This window comes from Paractinoplanes ovalisporus (genome assembly GCF_016834655.1).
In the GTDB taxonomy this organism is placed as follows: domain Bacteria; phylum Actinomycetota; class Actinomycetes; order Mycobacteriales; family Micromonosporaceae; genus Actinoplanes; species Actinoplanes ovalisporus.
In genome coordinates, this window is the sequence record NZ_JAENHP010000025.1 from 1 (window position 1) to 26,109 (window position 26,109).

Sequence of the window (26,109 nt, forward strand, 5' to 3'; positions counted from 1 at the left end):
AGATGCGCCGGCCCCGGGCGGCGAGATGGTCGGCCATCCGCGCGGTGAACCACGGCTGCCGGTCCGCGCCGTCCCACTCGTCGGTCGGGCACTCGTCGCCGCCGATCCCGATCAGCTCGGACGGGAACACGTCGCAGAGGTGGTCGAGCACGGCCCGGCAGAAGTTCATCGACTCCTCGCCCAGGTTGAGCACGTGCGACGAGATCCCCCAGCTGGTCCGGGTCGGCTGCGGACCCGCCCCGAGCGACGGGTAGGCCGCGATCGCCGCCTGCATGTGCCCCGGCATGTCCACCTCGGGCACCACCCGCACGTGCCGCTCCCCCGCGTACGCGACGATCTCGCGCAGGTCGCCGGTGGTGTAGAACCCGCCGTGGGGCCGCCCGTCGAACCTCGCGTGCTGCCGCGCACCGAGCATGCTCTCGGACCGCCACGCCCCGGCCTCGGTCAGCCGCGGCCACCCCGGCACCTCGAGCCGCCAGCCCTGATCGTCGGTGAGGTGCAGATGCAGCACGTTGAGCTTGTGGAACGCGGCCAGGTCGACGAACCGCAGCACGTCGGCGACCGGCATGTAGTGGCGGGCCACGTCGAGCATCACGCCCCGCCACCCGAACCGCGGCCGGTCCTCGACCGCGACGACCGGCACCGCCCAGCCGGTCGGCCCGGCCCGGCGCAACGCCGCCGGCGGCAACAGCTGGCGCAGCGTCTGGCATCCGTAGAAGACGCCGGCCGCCGACCCACCGGTGATCTCCAGCCCATGGATCGTGTACGCCTCGGGGGCCAGGCCGGGATCGACGCGGAGCTTGAGACCGCCCTCGCCGGCCGGAAACGGGCAGCGCAGCACGCCGCGCAGCCACTGCACCACCCCGGCCAGCTCGGCGGGAGAATCGACCGGGGTTTCCGGGCCGAGCCGCAACACCCCGGCGCCGGGCGTGACCGAGAGCGGCTGCGGAACTAGACCGGACACATCCATGATCACCAGGATAGGGTCGGCCTGGGAGGTGGCGTGACCTACGACCTGCTGCTGGCCGGTGGTGAGCCGTTCGACGTGGCCGTCGCCGGTGGTGTCATCGCCGCGACCGGGCCCGGCCTGCCCCGCGACGCCCGGCAGATCGTCGACGTCTCCGGCCGGCTTGTCACACCCGGACTGATCGACCTGCACACCCACGTCGGCCCCGGCTACTGGGGCATCGCGCCCGACCCCGTGGCCTGGCACACCGGCGTCACGACCTGGGTCGACGCCGGTTCCGCGGGCGCCTACACGCTCGACGGCCTGCGCCACGTCGCCGCCACGGCCGCCGTGCGGGTGCCGGTGCTGCTCAACATCGCCGCCCTCGGGCTGGCCGGGCGCACCGGCGAGAGCCGCGACCTGAGCAACTGCGACGTCCCGCTGGCCGTCGACACCGTGCAGGCCAACCGGGAGCTGATCCGCGGGATCAAGGTGCGGGTCGACCGCGACACCGTGGGCCGCAACGGCGTCGAACCGTTGCGCCGCGGCCTCGACGTCGGGGCGGCGTGCGACATCCCGGTGATGGTCCACATCGGCACCACGCCGCCCGCCCTCGACGAGGTTCTGGACCTGCTGCGGCCGGGCGACATCGTGACCCACAGCGCCAGCGGCATCGCGTCCCCGCTCGGCGCGGGGGTGCGCGCGGCGGTCGACCGGGGTGTGCTGCTCGACCTCGGCCATGGCTCCGGCGGTTTCGCCTTCGACGTGCTCGAACGCCAGCTCGACCTGGGTCTGGGCCCGCACACGATCTCGACCGACCTGCACTGCCGCTCGCAGTACGGCCCGGTCTTCGACCTGCCGACCACGATGGCCAAGGTGCTGGCGGCCGGGGTCCCGCTGGCCGAGGTGATCGAGATGGTCACCGCCCGCCCGGCCCGGGCCCTGGGCCTGCCCGGCGGCGCTCTGGAGGTCGGGGCTCCGGCTGACCTCGCCGTGTTCGAGGTGCGCAACGAGGAGCACCGGCTCGTCGACTCCCACCGGCAGACCCGGGTTTCCCCCGTACGGCTGATCAACGTCGCCACGTACGTCGGAGGAAGCCTTCTGCCGCCCGCCTGGCCGGCCGCTCCCCCGCCCTGGTCACCGCTGACCGCCGCCCAGCGCGACGCCCTCGCCCGCCGCGAATCCGCGCTGCGCGACCTGCTCAACACCCCGATCGTCGACGCCACCGGCCTCGAAGAACAGTTCCCACGCACCCCTTAGGAGAAAGCGACATGCCCAAGCGCGCCCTCAAGGCCGAGAAGGCGGCTCCGGCCGGCGGCCCCTACTCGCACGCCGTCATCGCCGGCGACTTCGTCTATCTGGCCGGCTCAGTTCCGGCCCTCCCCGACGGCACCCGGGTCACCGGCAGCTTCGCCGAGCAGGCGCACGCCGCCTTCCGCAACCTCGCCACCGTGGCCGAGGAGGCCGGCTCGAGCCTCGACCAGGCCGTGCGGGTCGGCGTCTACCTGCGCGACTTCGGTGACTTCGCCGAGATGAACGAGATCTACCAGGAATACATCAAGGGCCCGGACCTTCCCGTACGCACCACGCTGCCGGTGCCGCTGGTCGGCTTCGACATCGAGATCGACGCGGTCCTCTACACCGGCGCGTGACGGGTTTCTCCCCTGGGTAGCGCCCGCCGTCTGCTTTGATCGACATGGTGCTTCCCGTGCCGGTCGGGTAACACGTCCGAAACGTCGAGCTGCGAGCATCGCGGAGCGCTACCCAGGGGAGGTCCGTTGTTCCTCAGCCAGCACGAGCAGGAACGCCTGCTCATCCATGTCGCGGCCGATGTGGCCCGGCGCCGGCAGGAGCGGGGGCTGAAGCTCAACCATCCGGAGGCGACGGCCATCATCACCGCCTTCCTGCTCGAGGGGGCCCGCGACGGCCGTACGGTGGCCGACCTGATGGACGCCGGGCGCCGGGTGCTCACCCGCGACGACGTCATGGAGGGCGTGCCCGAGATGCTGGTCGAGGTGCAGGTCGAGGCCACGTTCCCGGACGGCACCAAGCTCGTCACCGTCCACGGGCCGATCTCATGATCCCCGGCGAGATCCTCTTCGGCGCCGGCGAGATCGAGATCAACCCGGGCCGCCCGGTCCTGACGATGACCGTCCGCAACACCGGCGACCGGCCCGTGCAGGTCGGGTCGCACTTCCACTTCGCCGAGTCGAACGAGGCCCTCGACTTCGACCGGCAGGCCGCGTGGGGTCACCGCCTGGCCGTTCCGGCCGGCACCTCCGTACGGTTCGAGCCCGGCATCCCGCGTGACGTGTCGCTCGTGGCGCTGGCCGGGGCGCGGATCGTTCCCGGGCTGCGGGGTCTGGCCGGTGGCCTGCTCGACGGCGGATCCCCTCCCTCGGCCGCGCCGGCTGAAGAGGCTCCGGCCGACGACACGCCCGAGAACGGGAGCCCGCGATGACCACGCTGGACCGTGGGCGTTACGCCGCCCTCTACGGCCCCACCACCGGCGACCGGATCCGGCTGGCCGACACCAACCTGCTGATCGAGGTCGAGGAGGACCGCAGCGCCGGTCCCCACCCCGGCGACGAGGTCGTGTTCGGCGGCGGCAAGGTGATCCGCGAGTCGATGGGGCAGTCCCGGGCCACCCGGGCCGAGGGCACCCCCGACACGGTGATCACCGGCGCGGTCGTGCTCGACCACTGGGGCATCGTCAAGGCCGACATCGGCATCCGCGACGGCCGGATCGTGGCCCTGGGCAAGGCCGGCAACCCCGACACGATGGACGGCGTGCACCCCGACCTGGTGATCGGGCCCGGCACCGAGATCATCGCCGGCAATGGCAAGATCCTCACCGCGGGCGCCATCGACAGCCACGTCCACCTGATCAGCCCGACCATCCTCGACACGGCGCTGGCGTCCGGCATCACGACCATCATCGGCGGCGGCACCGGGCCGGCCGAGGGCACCAAGGCGACCACCGTGACCCCGAACGCGTGGCACCTGGCCCGCATGCTCGAGGCGATCGACGCGTACCCGATCAATGTCCTGCTGCTCGGCAAGGGCAACACCATGTCGGCCGAGTCGATGTGGGAACAGCTGCGCGGCGGGGCCGGCGGGTTCAAGCTGCACGAGGACTGGGGCACGACTCCCGCCGTGATCGACGCGTGTCTGCAGGTGGCCGACGCGTCCGGCGTCCAGGTGGCGATCCACACCGACACGCTGAACGAGGCCGGCTTCGTCCAGGAGACGCTGCGCGCCATCGCGGGACGGTCGATCCACGCCTATCACACTGAGGGCGCGGGCGGCGGGCACGCGCCCGACATCATCACGGTGGCCGGGCAGCCCAACGTGCTGCCGTCGTCGACCAACCCGACCCGGCCGTACACCCGCAACACCCTCAGCGAGCACCTCGACATGCTGATGGTCTGCCACCACCTGAACTCGGCCGTGCCCGAAGACCTGGCGTTCGCCGAGAGCCGCATCCGCCCGTCCACCATGGCCGCCGAGGACCTGCTGCACGACCTCGGCGCGATCTCGATGATCGGCTCCGACTCGCAGGCGATGGGCCGGGTCGGCGAGGTGGTCCTGCGCACCTGGCAGACCGCGCACGTCATGAAGGCCCGCCGCGGCGCCCTGTCCGGCGACACCACGGCCGACAACAACCGGGCCAAGCGGTACGTCGCGAAGTACACGATCTGCCCCGCGATCGCGCACGGCATGGCGTCGCAGGTGGGTTCGGTCGAGCCGGGCAAGCTGGCCGACCTGGTGCTGTGGGAGCCGGCGTTCTTCGGCGTACGGCCGGCGCTCGTCCTCAAGGGCGGCATGATCGCCTCGGCCCAGATGGGCGACGCGAACGCCTCGATCCCCACCCCCCAGCCGATGCTGCCGCGCCCGATGTTCGGCGCCAAGGGCGCGGTCCCGTCCCAGACCTCGGTGGCGTTCGTGGCCGAGGCCGCGATCGACGCCCTGCTGGCCGACCGCATCGGCGTGAAGCGGGCGTTCGCTCCGGTCGAGAACACGCGCGAGGTTTCGAAGGCCGACATGCCCTGGAACGACGCCCTCCCGCACATCGAGGTCGAGCCCGACACCTTCGTGGTCCGCATCGACGGCGAGGTCATCGACCCCGACCCGGTGACGGAGCTCCCCATGGCCCAGCGCTACTTCCTCTTCTGACCATGCCCAGCGCCACCACCTCGACCTCACGCCTGCCCGGCGCACGCGCCACCACCCCGCCCGCGCGCCGTCCTTGCACCCAGCGCAGGGGCTCCCCTCACACTCCGTCCTCGGACGGCACCCACGATCTCCTCTCCGCGCGAGGCCCCCACAGCGTCCTTTCCGCGCGAGGCCCCCACAACTTCCTTTCCGCGCGAGGCCCCCACAACTTCCTTTCCGCGCGAGGCCCCCAGAACTTCCTTTCCTCGCCGGACATTTCCGGAATGTTTGATATGGGCGAAGGCGGGGCGCGATGAGCCTCGCCTCCCTTCTCGTGCTCGCGGATGGACGGCTGCCGTCCGGCGGGCACGCGCACTCCGGTGGCCTCGAAGCCCAGGTCTCGGCCGGGCGTGTGCGCGACCTCGATGCCGTCGCCGGGTTCCTGCGCGGGAAACTCGCGACCGCGGGACTCGTCGCGGCGGCGTTCGCGGCGGCCTCCTGCGCGCGACCCGGCGAGTGGGCCTCTTTAGATCAAGGGCTCGATTCCCGTACGCCCTCACCCGCGCTCCGCAAAGCCTCCCGCGCACAGGGCCGGGCGTTGCTGCGGGCCGCCCGCGCCATGTGGAGCCTCCCGCCCGTCGGCCGCGACCTGCACCAACCGGTCGCGCTCGGTGTGGTCGCCCACGCCGGCGGGCTCGGCCCCGAAGAGGCGGCCGTCGCCGCGGCGCACGGCACGACCAGCGGCGCGGCCTCGGCCGCCGTACGGCTGCTGGGTCTTGACCCCTATGCGGTGCACGGGCTGCTGGCCCGGCTCACCGCGGACTGTGACCGGATCGCGGCCGACGCCGCGGCCCGGGCCGAAAGCCCGGTCGACGATCTGCCGGCCGCGGGCGCTCCCCTGCTCGACATCGGCGCCGAGCTCCACGCCACCTGGGAGGTGCGTCTCTTTGCATCCTGAAAATCAGCATTCCGTCGCCGGTGGGGCTCTCCCCCACCCTTCGGACGGCTATGTCGCTCCGCACTCGCACGGCCCCGACGAGGTGCCGCACACCCACCCCGACCCGGGCGTCGACCCGCACGAACCGCTGAACTCCGGACCGCGGGCATTGCGGGTCGGCATCGGCGGCCCGGTTGGCTCGGGCAAGACCGCGCTGGTCGCGGCGCTGTGCCGGGCCCTGGGCGACGAGATGCGCCTGGCCGTGGTCACCAACGACATCTACACCACCGAGGACGCCGACTTCCTGCTCCGCAACGGGGTGCTGCCGGCCGACCGGGTGCGCGCGGTCGAGACCGGCTGCTGCCCGCACACGGCGATCCGCGACGACATCTCGGCCAACCTGGACGCCGTCGAGGACCTGGAGGCGGCGCTCGGCCCGCTCGACCTGGTGCTGGTCGAGAGCGGCGGCGACAACCTGACCGCCACATTCAGCAAGGGCCTGATCGACCAGCAGATCTTCGTGGTCGACGTGGCCGGCGGCGACAAGGTCCCGCGCAAGGGCGGCCCCGGCGTCACCACCGCCGACCTGCTCGTCATCAACAAGACCGACCTGGCCCCGATGGTGGGCGCCGACCTGTCGGTGATGGACCACGACGCCAAGGCCCGGCGCGGCGACCTGCCGACCGTGTTCCTGTCGCTGGTCGAGGACCGTACGGCCACACCGGTCGCCGACTGGATCCGCGGCCTCGTCGCGGCACGCGTCCCCGCCGCGTGAGAGCCCGTTCCCGGGTCGCCGCCGAGTCCGACGGACGCGGCGGCACCCGGCTGGCCGTCCTTCGCAGCGAGTCCCCGCTGCTGCTGCGCCGCACCGGCCCGCACACGGTCCACCTGGTCGGTGGCGGCGCCGGCCCCCTGCGCGGCGACGACCTGCGCCTGGACATCAGCGTCGCCCCCGGCGCAGCCTTGGAGATCCTGAGCGTGGCCGCTCAGCTCGCGCTCCCCGGCCAGGCCCACCTGCCCCAGTCCCGCCTGGAGATCCACGCGACGGTCGCTTCCGGCGGCACCCTGCGCTGGTGGCCCGAGCCGATGATCGCCGCCGCCGGCTGCAACCACCTGACCGTCACCCGGGTCGACGTAGCCGAGGGCGGCTCCCTGCTGTGGCGAGACGACCTGGTCTGCGGCCGCCACGGCGAGGACTCGGGCGACGTCCGCACCGACACCACCATCCGGTATGCGGGAAGCACCCTCTACCGCCACGAACTGTCCGTAGGCCCGCACGCCCCCGGCTGGTCAGGAGCCGCGGTGCTGGGCGACGGCCGCGCGATCGGCACCCTGATCTCCGCGCCCGGCGCCTTCCCCGCCACCGCCGGCCCCGGCGACTTCGCCGTCATGCCGCTGGCCGGCCCCGGAATGCTGGCCACCGCGGTCGCCCCCGACATCCGCGCCGTGCAGGCCGCCCTGGACCCCCTCGGCAAGCCCACCGCCACCCTGACCCACTGACACCCGCGAGGCCGACCCGAAAAGCTCAGAGTGCCGAGTTTCCGTGATGTCGCGGCGCGCCGTACCGTGGCCGATCATGAGCGCGGACAACTGGTTGGACGACACGAGGACCTCCTACGACACGGTCGCCGCCAACTACGCCGACCTGGTCCGCGACGCGCTCTCCGAGCTTGAGTACCTTCGCGCTGCTCTGACGCTGTTCGCTGACGGCGTCGTCGCTGCGGGAGGCGGACCGGTAGCGGACATCGGATGCGGGCCCGGACACGTCACCGCCCATCTACACGAACTCGGCCTCTCGCCCAGGCGGACTGTTGCAGTTGCTGTTCCACACCGGCGACCGGCCACGACTCAAGACCGAAGGCTACGGCGGCCACCCGATGAAGGTTTACGTTCATCGTCGGCAGCCGGACAAGGTGTCCGCCTGGCTGCGTGACACCGGCTTCGAGGTCGAGGCCCACCTCCTGTTCAACAATCCAGACGGCGAGGTCTCCCAGGCGGTTCTCTTCGCACGTCGCAAGCCCGGCGGATAGTTGGGGAAAGCACGAGGGCGGCGCGGTGGCCGCCCTCGCTCTATGTGGTGATCAAGCTGCTACTGCGATGGGCACTCCGTGTTCGTCGGTCAGCGCCAGCCGGGTGTGCAGGTTGCCCTGCTGGGCGACCCGGGCGAAGTACTCCGTGCGGCGGCGTTGCATGCAACCCTTGCGCGTACGCGGGCCCCCTGCGGCCACCGTCAGCAGTTCGGGCGCCAGCGAGCTGTTGAGGCCCTCGCGCAAGAGCTGGAGTGCCTCGGTCCGCAGCTGCGAGATGCGCGACTCGGTCACGCCCAGTCTTGCCGCCACGTCGCTGAGGGGCTGTTCCTGCAGGAACGACTCCGTCACCACCATGCGCAGCCGCTCCGGCAGCGCCTGGATGGCCTGGTGCAGATAGCCGAGGCGTTCCCGCTTGAGCAGCAGGTCCTCCGGCCCCTCCGACGTCTCCGGCACCATCTCCTCGGCCGCGCCCGTGGGGAAACCCTGCAGGCTGAGCAGGGCCGCCTTCTGCACGTCGTCCTCGACCGTGGCCAGTTCCGCCACGCCGATGCCGAGCAGCTCGGCCACCTCGGCGTCGGTCGGTGTCCGGCCCAGCGCCGCCGTCAGCTCCTGCCGGGCGGCCGCGCTTCGGCGGGCCCGGGCGCGCACCGAACGGCTTGCCCAGTCCTGACCGCGCAGCTCGTCGAGCAGCGCGCCCCGGATGCGAACCGCGGCGAACCGGTGGAACGGGATGCCGCGGGTCACGTCGAAGGATCGCGCCGCACCCAGCAGCGCGGCGAATCCGGCCGAGGACAGATCGTCCGCATGGACGTGACCCGGTACCCGGTTCAGAAGTTCCCGGACCAGATGGCCAACCATCGGCATGTGTTCGCGGACCAGGTCCTCGATGTCACGCGCGGACGGCGCGTCGTGGGTCGTGCCGATGGTGGCGGGGAGTTCGGTCGTGTCGGTCACGTAGTCCTCCTCGCTCATACGACCGGTTGGGTGAAAACCGGCTGACGAGGAAGACTTTTGCCGTCGAAAGGTGCGAAGGCGGCCGAACTCGGTTGCTTTTAGGGTGCTTTTCGCGAGAAAAGCTCAGGTTTCAAGCGCCTGCCGAAACAGGCACTAGTGGAACGCGGCGGCACGCCGAGGCTCCAGCACCTCGGTGAGTTCCGAGTGCACCCAATGCATGCGGCGGACCGCGTCATCCGGGTGGTCGCCGAACTCCTCGGCCACCTCGGCCGCGCAACCGTCGCTGCCGTGCAACAGAATCATGGCGGTCACAGCCCGCTCCACGACTTCGTGGCTGGGACACTGCGACGGCTGCAGGTCGGAGACGAACAGGGCCTCCGCCGCCAGATCCTTGACGATGCTGATCATGTCGTACTCCCCGATGGACGACTTGCTGTAGCGCTCTTGAGGATCTTGCCCGTTGCACGGCATTTCAGACCCATTGCACGCATCCAGTTCTGCTATCTCATCTTTTGCCCACGCACGTCCTCCGCCCGGCAGCCACGCCGGGCGAATCGGAGGAAAGTGCCGGATGCATCGGTTTCACAGTAACTCCGGATGCCGAGGCGTCGCGTCCGCTTTTGGCCGTTGACCTGTTCACCATCCGACCCGCGGACGCTCGCCGACCACGTCCGCTCGCCCCCGGCGTCTCAGAAGATGTCCGTACGAACAGAAAAAACAGGGCCGGCTCGTGTGAGCCGGCCCTGTCTTCCGTACGGATGTTTCTAAGGTTCGCAGTCCCCGGCGACCTCGTCGCAGTCATCCGGGATGTTGATCGTCGGCTTGACCGTGGTCGTCGGCGGGTCCACCACCGGCTCCGTCGTCGTCTCCGTGGTCGGCGTTGTCGGAGGCGTCGTCTCCGGGGTGCGCGGAGACGGATCCACCGGCCCGGTCGGCCCACCGTCAGGCGGGTCGGTCGTTGTGTCCGTCGTCGGACCGGTCGGTCCGCCAGGCGGGTCGGTCGTGGTGTCCGTCGTCGGGCCGGTCGGCCCACCGCTCGTCCCGCCGGGGGCCGGCGCCGTTGTCGGGGTGACGGTGATGAGCCCGTCGTCACCGATCGAGATGCCGGGGATCGGCGAGTCGGTCGGGCCCAGCCGCACCTTCCCGTTCCCCAGGTTCTCCACGAACTGCGAGGGAGCCCCAGGACTCGGCGACACGAAGGCGTCGCAGATGACGCCGTTGAGCTGGAACGCCATCGGCGGCGTGTTGCTGGCCTTGAAGCGACCGTTGATCGGCATCGTCACGGTCTGCAGCGGGTTGATCGGCTGATCGGCCGACACCGTGATGCCGCCGCCCTTGGGCCCGTCCTGGGTCAGCTGGGTTTCTCCGCCTCCGGAAAGCACCTGGTCGCCCGGCATGATGAACCAGAGCTTCCAGTCCTTGACCGGCGTGCTGTTGCGGTTGGCCACCATGACGTTGGCCTGGAAACGACCGTCTTTCTCGGCCCACACCGCATAGCTGACCACGCACTTGTTCGGGGTCAGCGGGGCAGCGATCGCGGGCTTGTTCGTTCCGCTGGGACCACTGGCCAGACTCCAGCCGTACGTTCCGAGGCCGAGCAGCGCCGCCGCGAGCGCCACGATCAAAACCCGCCGGGTCTTGGTCTGACCGACCCGAGTCCAGTTCGACCCCGTGGTGCGGCCCGGCTTCGACCCTTCCGCCGCGGGACCCTCGTTGCCGTAGGCCGGCCGCAACCCGCCCGAGCCCGCCGGAGCCGCGTTGTAGACCGGACCCGAAGGCAGGTCACCGAAGCGACTGTTACGGGCCGGAGCGACCGCCTCAGGCTCGGCCGACGCCGAAGAAACAGCCGCCCCCGAAGAAGCAGCACCCCCGGCGACAGCGCCGGCAGCGGCAGCACCGGCAGCCGCAGCCGCCGGAGGAACCGAGGCCGGCGAAACCGGAGCAGCGGCCGGCGAGACCGGCCCGGCGGCGGGCGAGACCGGAGCCGCCCCCGCACCGAGGATCTCGGCGTAGGCCTGCGGCGACGGCAGGATCGTCGTGTCCTCACCGCCGTCGGACCAGTCGGGGACATAGCCCCGCGCGGTCGCCGGCGCCCCCGACGCGAGCCCGGCCAGGATCTGCGCCAGCTCGGCGCTGGACGGCCGGTCGGCCGGACGCTTCTCGAGGCAGCGGCCCACCAGGGCGTCCACCTCGGCGGGCAACCCGTCGACGGCCGGCAGCGGCTCGGGCTCGGTGTATTGGTGCGCCCGCAGCAGAGCCGTCGTCGTGCCGACGTCCCACGGCAGTTGGCCGATCAGCGTGCGGTAGATGAGCAGACCCACCGCATAGACGTCGGTGGCCGGGCTCACCTGACCGCCCTCGAGCCGCTCGGGCGCGAGGTAGGCCGGCGTGCCGAGCAGGCTGCCGTCGGGGTCGATGTCGTTCTCACCGATCAGGGCCGAGATGCCGAAGTCGACGACCTTGGCCCCGGTCGGCGTGAGCATGACGTTGGCCGGGGTGACGTCGCGGTGCACGATGCCCCGCGAGTGTGCGGCGGCCAGCGCCGCGGCCACCTCGGCCGTTATCCGCACGGCGTGCTGCCAGGGCAGCTTGCGCACGCGCGCGAGCACGGCGGCGAGCGATTCGCCGTCGATGAGCTCCATGACGACGTACGGAACCGGCTCACCGTCGACGGTGGTCGCCTCGCCGTAGTCGTAGACATTCGTAATGTTCGGATGGCTGAGCCGAGCGGCAGCCTGAGCCTCCGCGCGGAGTCGGCGCCGGAACGCCGGGTCCGCGCTTGTCGACGGTGGCAGAACCTTCACCGCGACCTGGCGCCCGAGGACTTCGTCGAACCCTCGCCACACCACTGACATCCCGCCGGCGCCGAGCCGCTCGACCAGTCGATATCGACCGGCCAGCAGACTCGAACCCGGAAGGTCCGTCGTGCTCATGTGCCCCCACATGCGCGCTTCGAAGAAACACCGAGTTGCACCGCCATGCCCCTCGGCGTCGGGGATCGGCTTATAGCCGAACGTTCCCCATCGACGGAAGGGATGCTAGCCGATGATCGGCCCCCTCACGATCCCGCGCACACACGGTCTTACCTGCGGTTCATCACCGTGCGTTTCCGGACGGATCGCACTTGCGGCGGTCTCCCGTCCAGTACCCGAAAGTCGGATCTCCGACTGAATCCGGGAGGCATTCAACCGAGACACCCGGATATGCCCGCTTTATCGGAAGTTTCTTCAGAGACAACTTTCCCCGGGTCCAGCATGGACGGACCCACAGCTTGTCACCCCGCTGTCACACAGGGCGATAACGCGCAATAGTCGACAAAAGCTCGCCCTAGGACAACTGTTGAAGGATCTACCTGTGCAACCCCACCTGAACGGTCAGTCCCCTCGGCTGATCAGCCTATTCGGTGTGCCAATCTCCCCGGAGCGACCCTCAGGCATGGTAACCGGGGACGGAAACGCGGCCGTTCCCCATTAGCGATCTCCCCGGCGACCGTACGGCGGTGGGAGCGCGACCGGGCAGCGCCAGTGGCGCTTCCGCGGCGGAGACGGCACCAAGATCGGCAAGCAGCTCCATCACCGGCGCCAGCTTCTCGAAGATGACCAGAACCACATCGCCCGGCCGGGCCAGGCCCAGCGCCTCGGCGACGGCGTCCCGCGCGTCCTGGGCGTGCAGGGCGGTCAGCTTCGGCCGGCGCGCCCGCATCTCGCGCTCGACCAACGAGGACACCTCGCCCGGCATCCGCCCGCGGGGATCCTCGTCCTCATAGAGCACGACCCGGTCGACGCCGTCGGCGACCACCTGGGCGCAGGCGGCCAGCAGATCGTCGCGGCGGTCGCCGGGCAGGGTCAGCGCCGCCACACAGCGGTCCGGGCCCCAGAGCCGGTGCAGCGTACGCACGGTCGCGGCCAGCGCCGCCGGATTGTGTGCATAGTCGACGAACACGGAGATGTCGCCCAGGCGCACCAGGGTTCCACGGCCGGCGTTCTCCACGGCCGGGTCGAACTCGGCCAGACGCCGGCACACCGCTTCGTGGTCCGCGCCGACGGCCCGGGCCGCGGCCATCGCGGCGAGCGCGTTCGCCACGACGTGCGGCGCCGCTCCCCCGTACGCGCCGGGAAGCTCCGCCACCCGCAGCAGGGGCGTCCGCCGGGCCCCGGTCGCCTGCAGCACCCACCCGTCGTCCAGCAGATAGGCCGTGCCGCCTTTGGCCAGGTGCTCGACCACCACGGGCTGGTTCGCGTCGAGGCCGAACCACACCACCCGTTTGCGGTCGGCCCGCACCCGTGGCCGGTCGACCAGGGTCCGCACCCAGGGGTCGTCGGCGTTGAGCACGAGCGTCCCGCCGTCGCGCACCCGCTCGGCCACCAGCGCCTTCACGTGGGCCAGGTCCTCGATCGTGGCCAGGCCGTCCTGGCCCAGGTGGTCGGCCGTGATGTTGGTGAGCACCCCGACGTCGGACCAGTCGTAGCCCAGCCCGCGGTTGAGCAGCCCGCCGCGCGCCGTCTCGAGCACCGCCGCCTGCACGCCGGGGTCGCCGAGCACCATCTGCGCCGACAGCGGCCCGGTGGCGTCGGCCCGGAAGACCACGCGCCCGTCGATCCGTACGTCATCGGTCGTCGTCAGACCCACCCGCAGGCCGCTGCCGCCCAGCAGGTGGGCCGCCATCCGCACCACTGTCGTCTTGCCGTTGGTGCCGGTGACCGCGACGACCGGGATCCGCCCGTCGGAACCGGCCGGGAACATGGCGCGCACGATCGCGTCGCCCACGTCACGGGGACGACCGCTCACCGGGGCGAGGTGCATGCGCAGGCCGGGCACGGCGTTCACCTCGATCACCCCCGACGTGACCTCGGCGTCGCTCATGGCCGGGGGCACCGGCGCCGCGATGTCGGGCAGCCGCAGGTCGATGCCGGCGATGTCGAGCCCGAGCAGCGCGCTCACCCGCAGGCAGAGACGTTCCACCTCGGGATGCATCTGGTCGGTGACGTCGTGGCTGGTCGCGCCGGTGGAGAGGTTGCCGGTGCGCGCGAGCCAGACGGTCGCCCCGCCCGGCGGCACGCTGTCCCATCCGTAGCCCTGCTGGTTCACGACGGCCAGGTCGCCGGACACCCGGGTCAGCACCCGCGAGTGCCCGTCGCCCCGCCGCGGATCGGCGTTCACCTGCTCGATCAGCTCGGCCACGGTGTGCCGGCCGTCCCCGACGACGTGGGCGGCGATCCGTTCGGCGGCGGCGACGACCTCACCCGCCACCACCAGCACCCGGTAGTCGCGGCCGTCCAGGTGACGTTCGACGATCACGTCCTCGCCGGCCGCCCGGAACGCCTCCTCGACCTGCCCGGGCAGGCTCAGGTGCAGCGCCACGTTCTCGCCCTGCCGGCCGTGCCGGGGCTTGACCACCACCGGGGCGCCGAGCCGGTCGAACCAGCCCAGCGCGTCGTCCAGGGTCGCGGCGGCGCCGCCGGTGGGCATCGGCACGCCGGCCGCGGTGAGCAGCCGGCGGGTCACCTGCTTGTCGCCGGCGATGTCGATGCCGACGCCGCTGGTCCGGTCGGTCATCGCGGCCCAGGCCAGCCGCCGCCGGTTTCCCCAGCCCAGGCGCAGCAGGCTCAGGTCGTCGATGCGCTCGACCGGGATGCCGCGGCGCCGGGCGGCCGTGATGATGGCCCGGGTGCTCGGCCCGGCCGCCTCCCGTTCGGCGCGCGCCGCGAGTTCCTCGGAGGACCACGACGCCGTACGACCTCCAGCCACCGACAGCACGAGGCCGACCGCCGCCTGCAGCAGCTCACGCGGCACCCGCGAGCCGGGGGCCTCGTCCACCGGGCACTCGATGATCAGGTCGTAGCAGCCGGGATCACCGGCCGACACCGTGCGGCCGAAGCTGACGTCGCGCCCGATGAGCTGGGAGAGCTCGAGACAGACGTGCTCGGTGACGTGCCCGAAGTAGGTGCCGCCCCGCAGCCGGCTGACGAACCCGCCCGGTGCTCCGGCCGCGCAGTGGTGCTCGGCCAGGCCCGGCAGCACCCGCAGCAGCCGTTCGGGGAAGCCGGTGACGTCGGACGTCTCGACGCCGGTCAGTTCCTCCAGCCGCAGCCGGGCGACCACCGCGGGCCGGGAGAGATAGACGTTCGGCCCGCGCAGCCGGCGCAGGCTCTCGATCTTCATGACGCCTCGTTCGGGACGGCGCGGCGCCGGCGGCCCGCGGGGTGGATCGGCCCCCTGAGGTTAATCGGAACAATTAGGAAACATCCGGCTAATCGCCTTTGTCGGTCGGGAGCAGGTGGGTCACCTCGGCCGGACCCTCGGCCAGCGCCACCGCCCGGTTCTCGGCCTGCTCGTCGCTGCCGGTCAGACGACCCTCGTGCTGGCGCAGATGGTCCTCCCAGGTCGGCACCTGATAGACCTCGACGTATCGGATCGGGTCCTCGCCGTCGCGGAACAGGCCCCAGCGCGTGGCTCCGGTGCGCAGGCGCGTCAGCCGTACGGCGTCCATCGCCTCGGAGAAATCGGCCGCCTTCTCCTCCCGTACGCGATAGACCGCGGTCACCAGGATCGGCCCCTCGTCGAGATGCGGCTCCAGCATGATGTGCGGCTCGGACCAGTAGATCGCGGGACTGCGGTCGGCGTCGTCGTGCTCGTGCACCGGCAGCCAGAAGACGGTCGCCGTGCCCAGCAGCATGACGACGGCGGCCGCCACGAACGTCGCGGGCAGACCGGACACCTCGGCCACCTGACCCCACAGCAGCGCGCCCACGGCCTGGGCCCCGGCGAAGACGACCTGGTAGATGCCGAAGCCGCGGGCGCGCACCCAGTTCGGCAACAGCAGCTGCAGGCTCGCGTTCATCCGCGAGACCAGGCACATCCAGCCCGCACCGGCCGGCAAGAGCACGGCGGTGACCGCGACCTCGTCGGGCACCAGCGCCGTCACGAGCAGGGCGCCCGCATAGACCACGCCGGCCACGACGATCAGGCGGTTGGCCGGGAGCACCCGCCGGATGCGGGGCATCAGCAGGGCGCCGCCGATCGCGCCGACGCCGAGGGCGGCCAGCAGCACGCCGTAGCCGCTCGCGCCCAGCTCCAGCTCCTGGTGGGCGACGACCGGCAGCAGACCCCAGACGACACTGCCCGGCACGACGAAGAGGATCACGCGGATCAGCAGGCGGCGCACGTCGGGTGAGTAGCGGACGAACCGGCCACCGGCCCGGACGGCGGGACCGAAGCGCTCCGGATGGCTCGGGCCCTGGCGGGTGGGGCGGCGCCAGAAGAGAAGGGCGAGGGCGAAGACCCCGTACGAGAGAGCGTTGAGCCCGAACACGGCGGCCGGCCCGATGTGGGCGACGAGCAGGCCCGCCACCGCCGGACCGGCCGAGCGCGCCAGGTTGGTGTTGACCGCGCCCAGCGCCGAGGCGGCCGGGAGCTGGTCGCGCGGCACCACCTCGGGAATGACCGCCTGCCAGGTGGGCAGGGTGAGCGCCTGACCGACACCGAGCAGGAACGTGAAGACCAGAAGCAGCGGCGGCGGCACCATGTCGAGCACGGTCAGCGCGGTGAGCAGGGCGCCGGTCAGGAAGAGGGCGGTCTGCACGCCGAGCAGCAGCCGGCGGCGGTCGAGCACGTCGGCGATCGCCCCCGCGGGCAGGGCGAGCAGCAGCACCGGCAGCATGGTGACGGTCTGCACGAGGCTGGTCCAGGTGGCCGCGTCCGGCTCGTCGACGACCAGCCACTGCGCGCCGACGGTCTGCATCCAGGTGCCGACGTTGCCGGCCAGCACCGCGATCCAGAGCATCCGGAAGACGCGGCCCCGCAGCGGCGCCCAGGGTGAGTCCACCCCGGGAACTTACCGACGGCGCGCGCCCGGCCCGGGCTTAGGCAACACTTCCCTCAGCTCGCCCACGGCATGGCCGTCGTCGCAGGTGACGACCGCGTGGACGGGCGCGCCGCAGTCGCGGTGCGCGAAGACCAGCGGCGGCCCGGCCGGGTCGGCCAGGTGGCGGTCACCCCACTCGGCCAGGGCGATCAGCACCGGGTAGAGGTCGAAGCCCTTGTCGGTCAGCCGGTACTCGCTGCGGGCCCGGGCGCCCGGCTCCTGGTAGGGCACGCGGTGCAGCACGCCGTGGTCGACCAGCGTGGCCAGCCGGTTGGTGAGCACCTGGCGCGGGATATGGGTGCGCACCCGCATGTCGTCGAAGCGCCGGATGCCCGCGAACACCTCGCGCAGCACCACGATCGTCCACTTCTCGCCGAGGATCTCCATGGCCCGGCCGATGGTGCAGGCCTCGACCGACCACTGGAGCGCATCGGGCGCGGCGGGGGAACTCACGGGTCCGGCGGCGGAACTCATGTGAGAAAGGCTAGGTCCACTGGACAGACCCAGCAAGCCGATGCCAGGCTGAGTCCATGACCCAGACTCAGCAGGCGGGCGCCCGGACCCGCACCTTCAGCTGGACCGATCCCACGCTGCACGCCTCGATGATCGGCCGCAGCACGGGCCTGGAGCTGCTGCGGGCCATGGCCGACGGCTCCCTGCCGGCGCCCCCGATCATGGACCTGATCGACCTGGCCGCGATGGAGGTGACCGAGGGCTCGGTGACCCTGCGGCTCGACCCCCAGGAGTTCCACTACAACCCGCTCGGCACCATGCACGGTGGCGTGATCTCCACGCTGCTCGACACGGCCGCCGCCTGTTCGGTGCACAGCACGCTGCCGGCCGGCGTGGGCTACACCAGCCTGGATCTGAACGTGAAGTTCCTGCGCCCGGTGACCCTCAAGTCGGGTCGCCTGGCCTGCACCGGCAGCGTCCTGCAGAGCGGCCGCCGCACGGCCCTGGCCGAGGCCCGCCTGGTCGACGGATCGGGCCGCCTGGTGGCTCAGGCCATGTCGAGCTGCATGCTGTTTCCGCTGAAAGAAGACTAGGAACGGGCCAGCCGCTGGCGGCGGGCCTCCCGCTTCTCCTCGAACCGGGCGGCCTGCACCTCGAGCTCGTCCATGTGCGCGGCCAGCTCGTCGCGGGCCTTCTCACCGTCGCCCGAGAGGTCGGTGCGGGAGAGCACGTTCCACTGACGCAGCACCGGCTGCAGCACCTCGTCGCGGTGCTGGCGCAGGTCGTAGATGCCGGCCAGCGCGATCGACACCGCCTTGCGGCCGAAGCCCTCGATGTTCGCGCCCGGCATCTGGAACTTCGCCACCACGTCGGCCACTGCGCGCATCGCGTGGTCGGGGTCGAGGTCGAACGCCGCCGCCAGCAGGTTGCGGTAGAAGACCATGTGCAGGTTCTCGTCGGCCGCCACCCGGGCCAGCAACTGCTCGGCGATCGGGTCGCCGGTGGCCTTGCCCGTGTTGCGGTGCGAGATGCGGGTCGCGAGTTCCTGGAAGGCCACGTACGCGATGGAGTGCAGGATCTCGTCCGGGTGGTCGTTGGAGTATCCGGACTGCATGTGGGTCATGCGGGCCCGCTCCAGCTCGACCGGGTCGACCGCCCGGGTCACGGTCAGATAGTCGCGCAGGGCGATGCCGTGGCGCCCCTCCTCGGCCGTCCAGCGGTGCACCCACGTGCCCCACGCCCCGTCCCGGCCGAACAGCGTCGCGATCTCGTGGTGGTACGAGGGCAGGTTGTCCTCGGTCAGCAGGTTGACGATCAGCGCCGTCCGGGCCACCTCGGGCAGCGGGGAGTCCGACGGCCGCCACGCCTCGCCGCCGAGGAGACCGTCGAACGTCCGGCCCTCGCTCCACGGCACGTACTCGTGCGGGAACCACTCCTTGGCCAGCGACAGGTGGCGGTCGAGGTTCGTCGCGACGACCGGCTCGAGTTCGAGGAGCAGGGCGGTCTGGTCCAGCGGCATGACGATCACTCCCTACGGTGGCGTAACTTACGCCACCGTAGGGAAGACTACCGGCCGCGCCCGGGTCAGCCCGCGATCACGGGACGCAGGTCACCGGCCGGCGGTTCCCACGCGGCGGCGTCGGCCTCGACCTGATCGCCGGAGCGGATGTCCTTCACGGTGTCCGGCTCGCCCGGGAACCAGACGTACGGGATCCCGCGCCGGTCCGCGTACTGGATCTGCTTGCCGAACTTGGCCGCCGTCGGCGCGACCTCGGTCGGGATGCCGCGCTTGCGCAGGGCCCCGGCAATCCGGTCGCAGGCCGGACGCTGCTCCTCGTTGGGCAGCGCGACCAGCACGCAGGTCGGCACCGAACGGGAGATGTTGAGCGCGTTCTGCCCGAACAGCACGCCGAGCATGCGGGACACGCCGATCGAGTAACCGACGCCCGGGAACCGTTCGTTGCCACTGGTGGCCAGGTTGTCGTACCGGCCGCCGGAGCCGACCGAACCGAACCGCTCGTAGCCCTCGAGCAGCGTCTCGTAGACCGTGCCGGTGTAGTAGTCGAGGCCGCGGGCGATCTTCAGCTCGGCCGTGACCAGGCCCGGCGCGTGCTCGCGGGCCGTCTCGACCACCCGCAGCAGCTCGCCCAGGCCCTCGTCGAGCAGCGGGTCCTCGACGCCGAGCTTGCGGACGGCGTCCACGAAGGAGCCGTCCTCGGCCGAGATCGCGGCCAGTTCGAGGCAGGCGTCGGCCTGGGCCCGGGTCGCACCGACCGTCTCGATCAGCACCTCGGCCACCCGGGCCGGGCCGATCTTGTCGAGCTTGTCGACCGTACGCAGCACCTGAGCGGTGTCTTCCAGGCCGAGCCCGCGGTAGAAGCCCTCGCAGACCTTGCGGTTGTTGACCTGGATCCGCACCCGCGGGACCGGCAGGCCGCCCAGCGCGTCGCCGATCACCAGCGGCATCTCGCAGTCGTAGTGGAACGGCAGCTCACCACGGTTGACGACGTCGATGTCGGCCTGCAGGAACTCGCGGTAGCGGCCCTCCTGCGGGCGCTCGCCACGCCACACCTTCTGGATCTGGTAGCGCCGGAACGGGAACTGCAGTTTGCCCGCGTTCTCACCCACGAACCGCGCGAACGGCACGGTCAGGTCGAAGTGCAGACCCAGCTGATCGTCGTCCTTCGCATTGTCGTCGGCCTGCAGGCGACGAAGGACATAGACCTCCTTGGAGGTCTCACCCTTCATCAGCAACGTGTCGAGCGGCTCGACCGAGCGCGTCTCGAGGGGGGCGTAGCCGTACAGCTCGAACGTGGTGCGAATACGCTCGATCACCCGCTGCTCGATCATGCGCTGCGGCGGCATCCATTCGGGAAAGCCGGAAATGGGCATGCTCAAAGTCTCCTAGGAAAAAGGTCAGAGTCCGCGGCCGGGCGCGGCGATCAGTTCCCGCAGGTACGGGTTCTGCGCGCGCTCGCGGCCGATGGTGGTGGCCGGTCCGTGGCCGGGCAGGACGACGGTGTCGTCGGCCAGCGGCAGGATCTTGTCCCGCAGGCTGGTCAGCATCGTCTCGGTGCTGCCGCCCGGCAGGTCGGTGCGTCCGATCGAGCCGGCGAAGAGCACGTCACCGGAGAGGCAGACCTGGTCCGCGTCCCACGTGGACGTCGTGCCGGGCAGGCGGAACAGCACCGACCCGCCGGTATGGCCGGGCGCATGGTCGACCGTCACCTCGAGACCGGCCAGCGTCAGCGTGGCGCCGTCGGTCAGCTCGGCCACGTCGTCGGGCTCCGAGTAGGGCAGGCGGCCGCCGAACAGCTGCGTGAGGTCCATGCTCAGGCCCTTGGCCGGGTCGGCCAGCATCTCGCGGTCGGCCGGATGCACGTACGCCGTGATGCCGCGCGCGCCGCAGACCGGGGCGACCGAGAACGTGTGGTCGAGGTGGCCGTGGGTGAGCAGCACCGCGGCCGGGAAGAGACGGTGCTCGGCGAGCAGCTCGTCGAGCTGGTCGAGCACGCCGATGCCGGGATCGACGATCAGGCACTGCTCGCCCGGGCCGGCGGCGACCACATAACAATTGGTGCCGAAGGCTTGAGCCTCCACGCCGGTGACGAGCACAACGGGCCCTTTCTCGAAATCAAAAGGCGCTCACAGAAAAACCGGAGCGAATCGTAACGAGCCTAGCCCGGCATGCGCACACCACTTTCTCAGGAGGTACCCGTACACTCTTGCGGGCGTGTGACACAGGTCGTACGAGAGGAAAGCGTTCGGTGGCATCCAGCAGGGACCGGCAGCGCAAGCTGGCGCGGGCAAAGCTCGATCGGCAGATGGTGCGACGGGCCGCCAAGGAGCGTCGCAGGCGGCGAGTGCTGGCCGGCGTCGGTTCCGGCGTGGCGGTGCTGCTCATCGTCGCCGGCGTGGCGTGGATCGGCGGGGCGTTCGACTCCGACGACACGACGACCGACGCCGCCGACCAGGACGTCTGTCTCTGGACCCCGCAGAACGCGAGCACCAACTCGAACCTCAAGGACGTGGGCACGCCCCCGACCAAGGACATCCCGACGCTGGGCACGCAGACGATGACGATCACCACCAACCAGGGTGACCCCATCACCGTCGGCCTCGACAGTGAGCTCGCGCCGTGCGGCACGGCCGACATCACCTACCTGGCGAGCAAGAAGTTCTACGACAACACGGACTGCCACGAGATCACGACGTACGGGGCTCTGCGCTGCGGCGACCCGAGCGGCACCGGTCTCGGCGGCCCGACCTACAGCATCTACAACGAGAACGTGCCGACCGTGCCCGACCCGAGTGCGTCGCCCGCCGCGGACGCGAGCGCGAAGACGCCGCTCTACCCGAAGGGCACCGTGGCGCTGATCGGCGACCCGCCCGGCACCAACGGCAGCCAGTTCCTGATCTTCTTCAAGGACTACAGTCCGCCGACCCCCGAGTTCTCGATCGTCGGCAAGGTGGCCGGCAGCCTCACGACGCTCGAGAAGATCGGCAAGATCCCCACGTCGAACAACGACGCGGACGAGAAGGTCCGGCCGACGCAGAAGATCACGATCAAGACCCTGACCGTCGGCGACGCTCCAGCGTCCGCAGCCCCGTCGGCGAGCACCCAGTCCTAGAGAAATCCCCCAGGCCGACATATCAGCAGGAGGAACACCGTGTCGTCGATCAAGGACCGGCAGCGCGCGGCGGCGCGGGCCCGGCTCGAGAAGGAGATGGCCGAGCGCTCGGCGGCCGCTCGTAAGCGCCGGCAGAAGCAGGCCATCATCGGCTCGGCGATCGCCGTCGTGCTCATCGCCGGCGCCGCGGTCTGGATCGCGACCGCGGTCGGCGGTGACGACAATTCCGACACCCCCGCGGCCGGCGGCAGCGGGGCGCCGGTCCCGGCCGGTCAGGTTGCCTGCACGTGGACCCCGGACCAGAGCGGCGGCAAGGTGAAGGACGTCGGCACCCCGGCGGCCACCGCTCCGAACACCGGCACGGCCGTGATGACGCTCAACACCAACCTGGGCGAGGTCAAGGCCACCCTCGACAAGTCGAAGGTGCCGTGCACGGCGGCCAGCTTCGAGTTCCTGGCGAGCAAGAAGTTCTGGGACAACACGAAGTGCCACCGGATGGTCAACCAGGCCACCTTCAAGGTGCTGCAGTGCGGTGACCCGTTCGCCACCGGCAAGGGCTACCGCGACACCGACGGCCAGGGCGGCCCGAGCTACACCATGGCCGAGGAGAACCTCCCGACCGACACCAACAACCCGTACCCGGCCGGGTCGATCGCCATGGCCAACACCGGCCAGCCCGGCAGCACCGGCAGCCAGTTCTTCATCTGCTCGGAGGACACCAAACTGCCGGCCAACTACACGCTGCTCGGCAAGATCACGACCGGCCTGGACATCATCCAGGGCGTCGTCAAGGCCGGCGACGACAAGGCCTTCGAGCCCAACCCCGGCGGCGGCCACCCCAAGAAGGAGTTCGACATCAAGACGCTGACGGTCGCCGCGTCCTGATCCTTCCGTACGGCTGAAACGGCCGCCCTCCTCAGGAGGGGCGGCCGTTTTTGTCGTTCTGCGTCAGGCGCCTGAGGTCACGCGGTAGGCGTCGAAGACACCGTCGACCTTGCGCACCGCGGCCACCAGGTGGCCCAGGTGCTTCGGGTCGGCCATCTCGAACGTGAACCGGCTGACCGCCACCCGGTCGCGGGTCGTGGTGACCGTCGCCGAGAGGATGTTGACCCTCTCCTCGGACAGCACCCGCGTGACGTCGGCCAGCAGCTTGTGCCGGTCGAGCGCCTCGACCTGGATGGCCACCAGGAAGGTCGACGCGCTGGTCGGCTTCCAGGTCACCTCGACGACGCGTTCCTGCTGGTCGCGCAGGTCTTCGGCGTTGGCGCAGTCTTCCCGGTGCACGCTGACGCCGCCCGAACGGGTGACGAAGCCGAACACCGCGTCGCCCGGCACCGGGGTGCAGCAGCGGGCCAGCTTGACCCACACGTCGCTGACGCCCTTGACCACGACACCCGGATCTTGGGCGGTGCTGCGGTTGCGCGGCGGACGGGTCGCGACGGCGGTCTCGGCGATGTCTTCGACCGCGCCCTCCTCGCCGCCGAACCCGGCCACGAGTTTCTGCACGACCGACTGGGCCGACACCGTGCTCTCACCGATGGCCGCGTAGAGCGAGGCCACATCGGCCAGGTGCAGGTCGCGGGCGATCGTCGTGAGGTTCTCGTTGGTCAGCATGCGCTGCAGGGGCAGACCCTGCTTGCGCATCGCCTTGACGATCGCCTCCTTGCCCTCCTCGATCGCCTCTTCCCGGCGTTCCTTGTTGAAGAACTGCCGGATCTTCGTGCGGGCGCGGGGGCTCTTGACGAAGCCGAGCCAGTCCTGCGTCGGGCCGGCGTTCGACGACTTCGACGTGAAGATCTCGATGACGTCGCCGTTGGACAGCGTCGACTCGAGCGGGACCAGCTTGCCGTTGACCCGGGCGCCGATGCACTTGTGCCCGACCTCGGTGTGCACCGCGTACGCGAAGTCGACCGGGGTCGAACCCGTCGGCAGCGGGATGACGTCGCCCTTGGGGGTGAAGACGTACACCTCCTGGCTCGACAGGTCGAACCGCAGGGCGTCGAGGAACTCCGACGGGTCGCTCGCCTCGCGCTGCCAGTCGAGAAGCTGGCGCAGCCAGGTCATCTCGTCGATGTGCGCCGGCGGGCCGACGATCGTCGCGCCCTTCTGCTCCTTGTACTTCCAGTGGGCGGCGATGCCGAACTCGGCCGTGCGGTGCATCGCGAACGTGCGGATCTGCATCTCGACCGGCTTGCCGGTGGGGCCGATGACCGTCGTGTGCAACGACTGGTACATGTTGAACTTCGGCATCGCGATGTAGTCCTTGAACCGGCCCGGCACCGGCTGCCAGTTCGCGTGGATGACGCCCAGCGCGGCGTAGCAGTCGCGGACCGTGTCGACCAGGATGCGCACGCCGACGAGGTCGTAGATGTCGTTGAAGTCGCGGCCCCGCACGATCATCTTCTGATAGATCGAGTAGAGGTGCTTGGGCCGGCCGGTCACCTCGGCCTTGATCTTCGCGGACTTCAGGTCGAGGCCGACCCGGTTGGTCACCTGGCGCAGCAGCGCCTCACGCTGCGGCTGGTGCTCCCCGATGAGGCGGTTGATCTCTTCGAACCGCTTCGGGAACAGGGTGCCGAACGCGAGGTCCTCGAGCTCCCACTTGATCGTGTTCATGCCGAGGCGGTGGGCCAGCGGGGCCAGGATCTCGAGCGTCTCCTTGGCCTTCTGCTCCTGCTTGGGGCGCGGGAGGAAGGTGAGCGTCCGCATGTTGTGCAGCCGGTCGGCCAGCTTGATGACCAGCACCCGCGGGTCTTTGGCCATCGCGACCACCATCTTGCGGATGGTCTCGGCCTTGGCCGCGTCGCCCAGTTTCACCCGGTCGAGCTTGGTGACGCCGTCGACCAGCAGCGCCACCTCAGGACCGAAGTCGCTGCGCATCTGGTCGAGGCCGTAGTCGGTGTCTTCGATCGTGTCGTGCAGCAGGGCCGCCACCAGGGTGGTGGTGTCCATGCCGAGGTTGGCCAGGATCGTCGCCACGGCGAGCGGATGCGTGATGTAGGGGTCGCCCGACTTGCGGTACTGACCCGAATGCCACCGCGCGGCGACGTCGAACGCACGCTGCAGCATGCGGCCGTCGGCCTTGGGATGACTGGCCCGGTGGGTGGCGATCAGCGGCTCGAGAACCTCGCTGACCTGCGTGCTCTGCCACGGGGCGTTGAAGCGCGCCAGACGGGCGCGCACACGGCGGCCGGTCGGCGCACTGGCCAGCCCGAACCCACCGGCCGAACCGTCACCGGACGGCATCGGCTGGGTGGCGTCGGGCTCGGGCAGCTCAGCCGGCCGGGCCTGGTCAGCGGCCGCCGTAGCGTCCGCGCCGTTCCGTGAGTCTTCGGTCGGCTGCACCGTGCCCTCCGCCGGAGGGACGACGTCGCTGGACACCGGCCTCCTCACACCATCGCTCGGGACCCCGGTCGAATCCGGCCGGAGAAGTCCACCAATGCCAGGGTTGGTCACCTGGTTAGGAACGTCATCCTACCCGCAGACTCTTCCCCGATGGCCCGGCCGAACCTCCGAAAGAGCGGCGCCGCCCGGGCAAAGAGTCATCAAACGGTCAACAGCGCGTGGACCGTTCGCGGGTGCAACCGCTCGCGGCCCTTCAGAAACGCCAGTTCCATCAGCACCGTGAAGCCCACGACCGCGCCGCCGCCGCGCTCGACGAGTTCGAGAGCGGCCCCGGCCGTGCCGCCGGTGGCGAGCACGTCGTCGACCACCAGAACCCGCTGACCGGCGATGAACGCGTCCTCGTGCACCTCGAGGGTGGCCTCGCCGTATTCGAGCTCGTACGAGGCCGACAGGGCCTGCCGCGGCAGCTTGCCCGCCTTGCGCACCGGCACCACACCCACCCCGGCGGCGTACGCGATGGCGGCCGCCACGACGAAACCGCGCGCCTCGACGCCGGCCACCACGTCGAACGAATCGGGGCCGTAGTGGGCGACGATCCCGTCGACCACCTCGCGGAACGCCCGGCCGTCGGCGAACAGCGGCATCAGGTCCTTGAAGACGATGCCCGGCTTGGGAAAGTCGGGCACGTCGATCGTGCCGCCGGCGACAACCGCGGCAAGGTCACGACCGCTGTCGCCGATCGCACGGGGGATCTCATCAGTCACGGGCCACAGCCTAACGACAGCGGGGGCGGC

22 protein-coding genes and 2 pseudogenes are annotated in these 26,109 nt (G+C 70.8%); 12 read left to right on the top strand and 12 right to left on the bottom strand.

Annotation, left to right across the window (positions count from 1 at the left end):
* On the bottom strand, positions 1-970 hold a 970-nt coding region (locus JIG36_RS42995; RefSeq protein ID WP_203382658.1), incomplete at its 3' end, for a beta-N-acetylhexosaminidase.
* 33 nt (positions 971-1,003) lie between these two features.
* Here JIG36_RS42995 and JIG36_RS43000 point away from each other — a divergent pair.
* The 9 genes and pseudogenes from JIG36_RS43000 (at position 1,004) to JIG36_RS54845 (ending at position 8,068) form a co-directional block, all read left to right on the top strand.
* Positions 1,004-2,206 (top strand): amidohydrolase/deacetylase family metallohydrolase, encoded by a 1,203-nt coding sequence (locus JIG36_RS43000; protein WP_203382659.1) that lies wholly within the window; start codon positions 1,004-1,006, stop codon positions 2,204-2,206.
* 11 nt (positions 2,207-2,217) lie between these two features.
* Positions 2,218-2,598 carry a RidA family protein gene (locus JIG36_RS43005; protein WP_203382660.1) on the top strand — a complete coding sequence of 127 codons (381 nt, stop codon included), beginning with the start codon at positions 2,218-2,220 and terminating at the stop codon, positions 2,596-2,598.
* 126 nt (positions 2,599-2,724) lie between these two features.
* Complete coding sequence (locus tag JIG36_RS43010; RefSeq protein ID WP_203382661.1) at positions 2,725-3,027, top strand: urease subunit gamma; 303 nt, start codon at positions 2,725-2,727, stop codon at positions 3,025-3,027.
* Positions 3,024-3,407: an urease subunit beta gene (locus tag JIG36_RS43015; RefSeq protein WP_203382662.1), complete on the top strand. Its 384-nt coding sequence runs from the start codon at positions 3,024-3,026 to the stop codon at positions 3,405-3,407. The genes JIG36_RS43010 and JIG36_RS43015 overlap by 4 nt, the downstream gene beginning before the upstream one ends.
* Positions 3,404-5,122, top strand: a complete 1,719-nt coding sequence (locus tag JIG36_RS43020; RefSeq protein WP_203382663.1) for an urease subunit alpha — start codon at positions 3,404-3,406, stop codon at positions 5,120-5,122. Before JIG36_RS43015 ends, JIG36_RS43020 begins: the two co-directional genes overlap by 4 nt.
* A gap of 292 nt (positions 5,123-5,414) precedes the next feature.
* Positions 5,415-6,059: an urease accessory protein UreF gene (locus JIG36_RS43025; protein ID WP_203382664.1), complete on the top strand. Its 645-nt coding sequence runs from the start codon at positions 5,415-5,417 to the stop codon at positions 6,057-6,059.
* A gap of 82 nt (positions 6,060-6,141) precedes the next feature.
* Complete coding sequence (ureG, locus tag JIG36_RS43030; RefSeq protein ID WP_203382786.1) at positions 6,142-6,813, top strand: urease accessory protein UreG; 672 nt, start codon at positions 6,142-6,144, stop codon at positions 6,811-6,813.
* The gene (locus tag JIG36_RS43035; protein WP_203382665.1) at positions 6,810-7,538 is read left to right on the top strand and encodes an urease accessory protein UreD; all 729 of its coding nucleotides are present in this window, start codon (positions 6,810-6,812) and stop codon (positions 7,536-7,538) included. The genes ureG and JIG36_RS43035 overlap by 4 nt, the downstream gene beginning before the upstream one ends.
* A 76-nt stretch (positions 7,539-7,614) precedes the next feature.
* Positions 7,615-8,068 (top strand): annotated as a pseudogene (locus tag JIG36_RS54845) (hypothetical protein).
* A gap of 51 nt (positions 8,069-8,119) precedes the next feature.
* Here the strand turns inward: JIG36_RS54845 and JIG36_RS43045 are convergent.
* From JIG36_RS43045 to JIG36_RS43070, 6 genes are all read right to left on the bottom strand, one after another.
* Positions 8,120-9,022: a sigma-70 family RNA polymerase sigma factor gene (locus JIG36_RS43045; protein WP_203382666.1), complete on the bottom strand. Its 903-nt coding sequence runs from the start codon at positions 9,020-9,022 to the stop codon at positions 8,120-8,122.
* A 153-nt stretch (positions 9,023-9,175) separates the two neighbouring features.
* Positions 9,176-9,430: a hypothetical protein gene (locus tag JIG36_RS43050; protein ID WP_203382667.1), complete on the bottom strand. Its 255-nt coding sequence runs from the start codon at positions 9,428-9,430 to the stop codon at positions 9,176-9,178.
* Positions 9,431-9,786: 356 nt separating this feature from the next.
* Positions 9,787-11,955: a serine/threonine-protein kinase gene (locus JIG36_RS54480; RefSeq protein WP_307873142.1), complete on the bottom strand. Its 2,169-nt coding sequence runs from the start codon at positions 11,953-11,955 to the stop codon at positions 9,787-9,789.
* Between the two features lie 496 nt (positions 11,956-12,451).
* Complete coding sequence (cphA, locus tag JIG36_RS43060; protein ID WP_203382669.1) at positions 12,452-15,184, bottom strand: cyanophycin synthetase; 2,733 nt, start codon at positions 15,182-15,184, stop codon at positions 12,452-12,454.
* Positions 15,185-15,272: 88 nt separating this feature from the next.
* Positions 15,273-16,847, bottom strand: a complete 1,575-nt coding sequence (locus JIG36_RS43065) for an MFS transporter (protein WP_203382670.1) — start codon at positions 16,845-16,847, stop codon at positions 15,273-15,275.
* A 9-nt stretch (positions 16,848-16,856) separates the two neighbouring features.
* Entirely contained in the window at positions 16,857-17,360 is a 504-nt protein-coding gene (locus JIG36_RS43070; protein ID WP_203382671.1) for a winged helix-turn-helix transcriptional regulator, read from the bottom strand.
* A 29-nt stretch (positions 17,361-17,389) separates the two neighbouring features.
* On the opposite strand from JIG36_RS43070, the pseudogene JIG36_RS43075 reads away from it, so the two are divergent.
* Positions 17,390-17,932 (top strand): annotated as a pseudogene (locus tag JIG36_RS43075) (PaaI family thioesterase); the annotation flags it as partial.
* Here JIG36_RS43075 and JIG36_RS43080 read toward each other — a convergent pair.
* The 3 genes from JIG36_RS43080 to JIG36_RS43090 form a co-directional block, all read right to left on the bottom strand.
* Complete coding sequence (locus JIG36_RS43080; RefSeq protein WP_203382673.1) at positions 17,929-18,858, bottom strand: acyl-ACP desaturase; 930 nt, start codon at positions 18,856-18,858, stop codon at positions 17,929-17,931. The pseudogene JIG36_RS43075 and the gene JIG36_RS43080 sit on opposite strands and share 4 nt — an antisense overlap.
* A gap of 65 nt (positions 18,859-18,923) precedes the next feature.
* A complete protein-coding gene (gene hisS / locus JIG36_RS43085; RefSeq protein ID WP_203382674.1) occupies positions 18,924-20,231 on the bottom strand; it encodes a histidine--tRNA ligase in 1,308 nt (435 codons plus the stop codon).
* A gap of 24 nt (positions 20,232-20,255) precedes the next feature.
* Positions 20,256-20,954: an MBL fold metallo-hydrolase gene (locus JIG36_RS43090; RefSeq protein ID WP_203382675.1), complete on the bottom strand. Its 699-nt coding sequence runs from the start codon at positions 20,952-20,954 to the stop codon at positions 20,256-20,258.
* A gap of 152 nt (positions 20,955-21,106) precedes the next feature.
* Here JIG36_RS43090 and JIG36_RS43095 point away from each other — a divergent pair, with 152 nt between their 5' ends.
* Together JIG36_RS43095 and JIG36_RS43100 are read left to right on the top strand one after the other, a co-directional pair.
* A complete protein-coding gene (locus JIG36_RS43095; protein WP_203382676.1) occupies positions 21,107-21,970 on the top strand; it encodes a peptidylprolyl isomerase in 864 nt (287 codons plus the stop codon).
* Positions 21,971-22,066: 96 nt separating this feature from the next.
* Positions 22,067-22,855: a peptidylprolyl isomerase gene (locus JIG36_RS43100; protein ID WP_203382787.1), complete on the top strand. Its 789-nt coding sequence runs from the start codon at positions 22,067-22,069 to the stop codon at positions 22,853-22,855.
* Between the two features lie 63 nt (positions 22,856-22,918).
* Here JIG36_RS43100 and JIG36_RS43105 read toward each other — a convergent pair whose 3' ends face one another.
* A complete protein-coding gene (locus JIG36_RS43105; protein WP_203382677.1) occupies positions 22,919-25,351 on the bottom strand; it encodes a RelA/SpoT family protein in 2,433 nt (810 codons plus the stop codon).
* A 164-nt stretch (positions 25,352-25,515) separates the two neighbouring features.
* Positions 25,516-26,079 (bottom strand): adenine phosphoribosyltransferase, encoded by a 564-nt coding sequence (locus tag JIG36_RS43110; protein ID WP_203382678.1) that lies wholly within the window; start codon positions 26,077-26,079, stop codon positions 25,516-25,518.
* Between the last annotated feature and the right edge of the window lie 30 nt (positions 26,080-26,109).

Excerpts from the sequence above, each read along its gene's own strand:
- JIG36_RS43005 (WP_203382660.1), top strand. The coding sequence starts at position 2,218 with ATGCCCAAGCGCGCCCTCAAGGCCGAGAAGGCGGCTCCGGCCGGCGGC.
- JIG36_RS43015 (WP_203382662.1), top strand. The coding sequence starts at position 3,024 with ATGATCCCCGGCGAGATCCTCTTCGGCGCCGGCGAGATCGAGATCAAC.
- JIG36_RS43020 (WP_203382663.1), top strand. The coding sequence starts at position 3,404 with ATGACCACGCTGGACCGTGGGCGTTACGCCGCCCTCTACGGCCCCACC.
- JIG36_RS43025 (WP_203382664.1), top strand. The coding sequence starts at position 5,415 with ATGAGCCTCGCCTCCCTTCTCGTGCTCGCGGATGGACGGCTGCCGTCC.
- JIG36_RS43050 (WP_203382667.1), bottom strand. The coding sequence starts at position 9,430 with ATGATCAGCATCGTCAAGGATCTGGCGGCGGAGGCCCTGTTCGTCTCC.
- JIG36_RS54480 (WP_307873142.1), bottom strand. The coding sequence starts at position 11,955 with ATGAGCACGACGGACCTTCCGGGTTCGAGTCTGCTGGCCGGTCGATAT.
- cphA (WP_203382669.1), bottom strand. The coding sequence starts at position 15,184 with ATGAAGATCGAGAGCCTGCGCCGGCTGCGCGGGCCGAACGTCTATCTC.
- JIG36_RS43070 (WP_203382671.1), bottom strand. The coding sequence starts at position 17,360 with ATGAGTTCCGCCGCCGGACCCGTGAGTTCCCCCGCCGCGCCCGATGCG.
- JIG36_RS43080 (WP_203382673.1), bottom strand. The coding sequence starts at position 18,858 with ATGCCGCTGGACCAGACCGCCCTGCTCCTCGAACTCGAGCCGGTCGTC.
- hisS (WP_203382674.1), bottom strand. The coding sequence starts at position 20,231 with ATGCCCATTTCCGGCTTTCCCGAATGGATGCCGCCGCAGCGCATGATC.
- JIG36_RS43100 (WP_203382787.1), top strand. The coding sequence starts at position 22,067 with ATGGCCGAGCGCTCGGCGGCCGCTCGTAAGCGCCGGCAGAAGCAGGCC.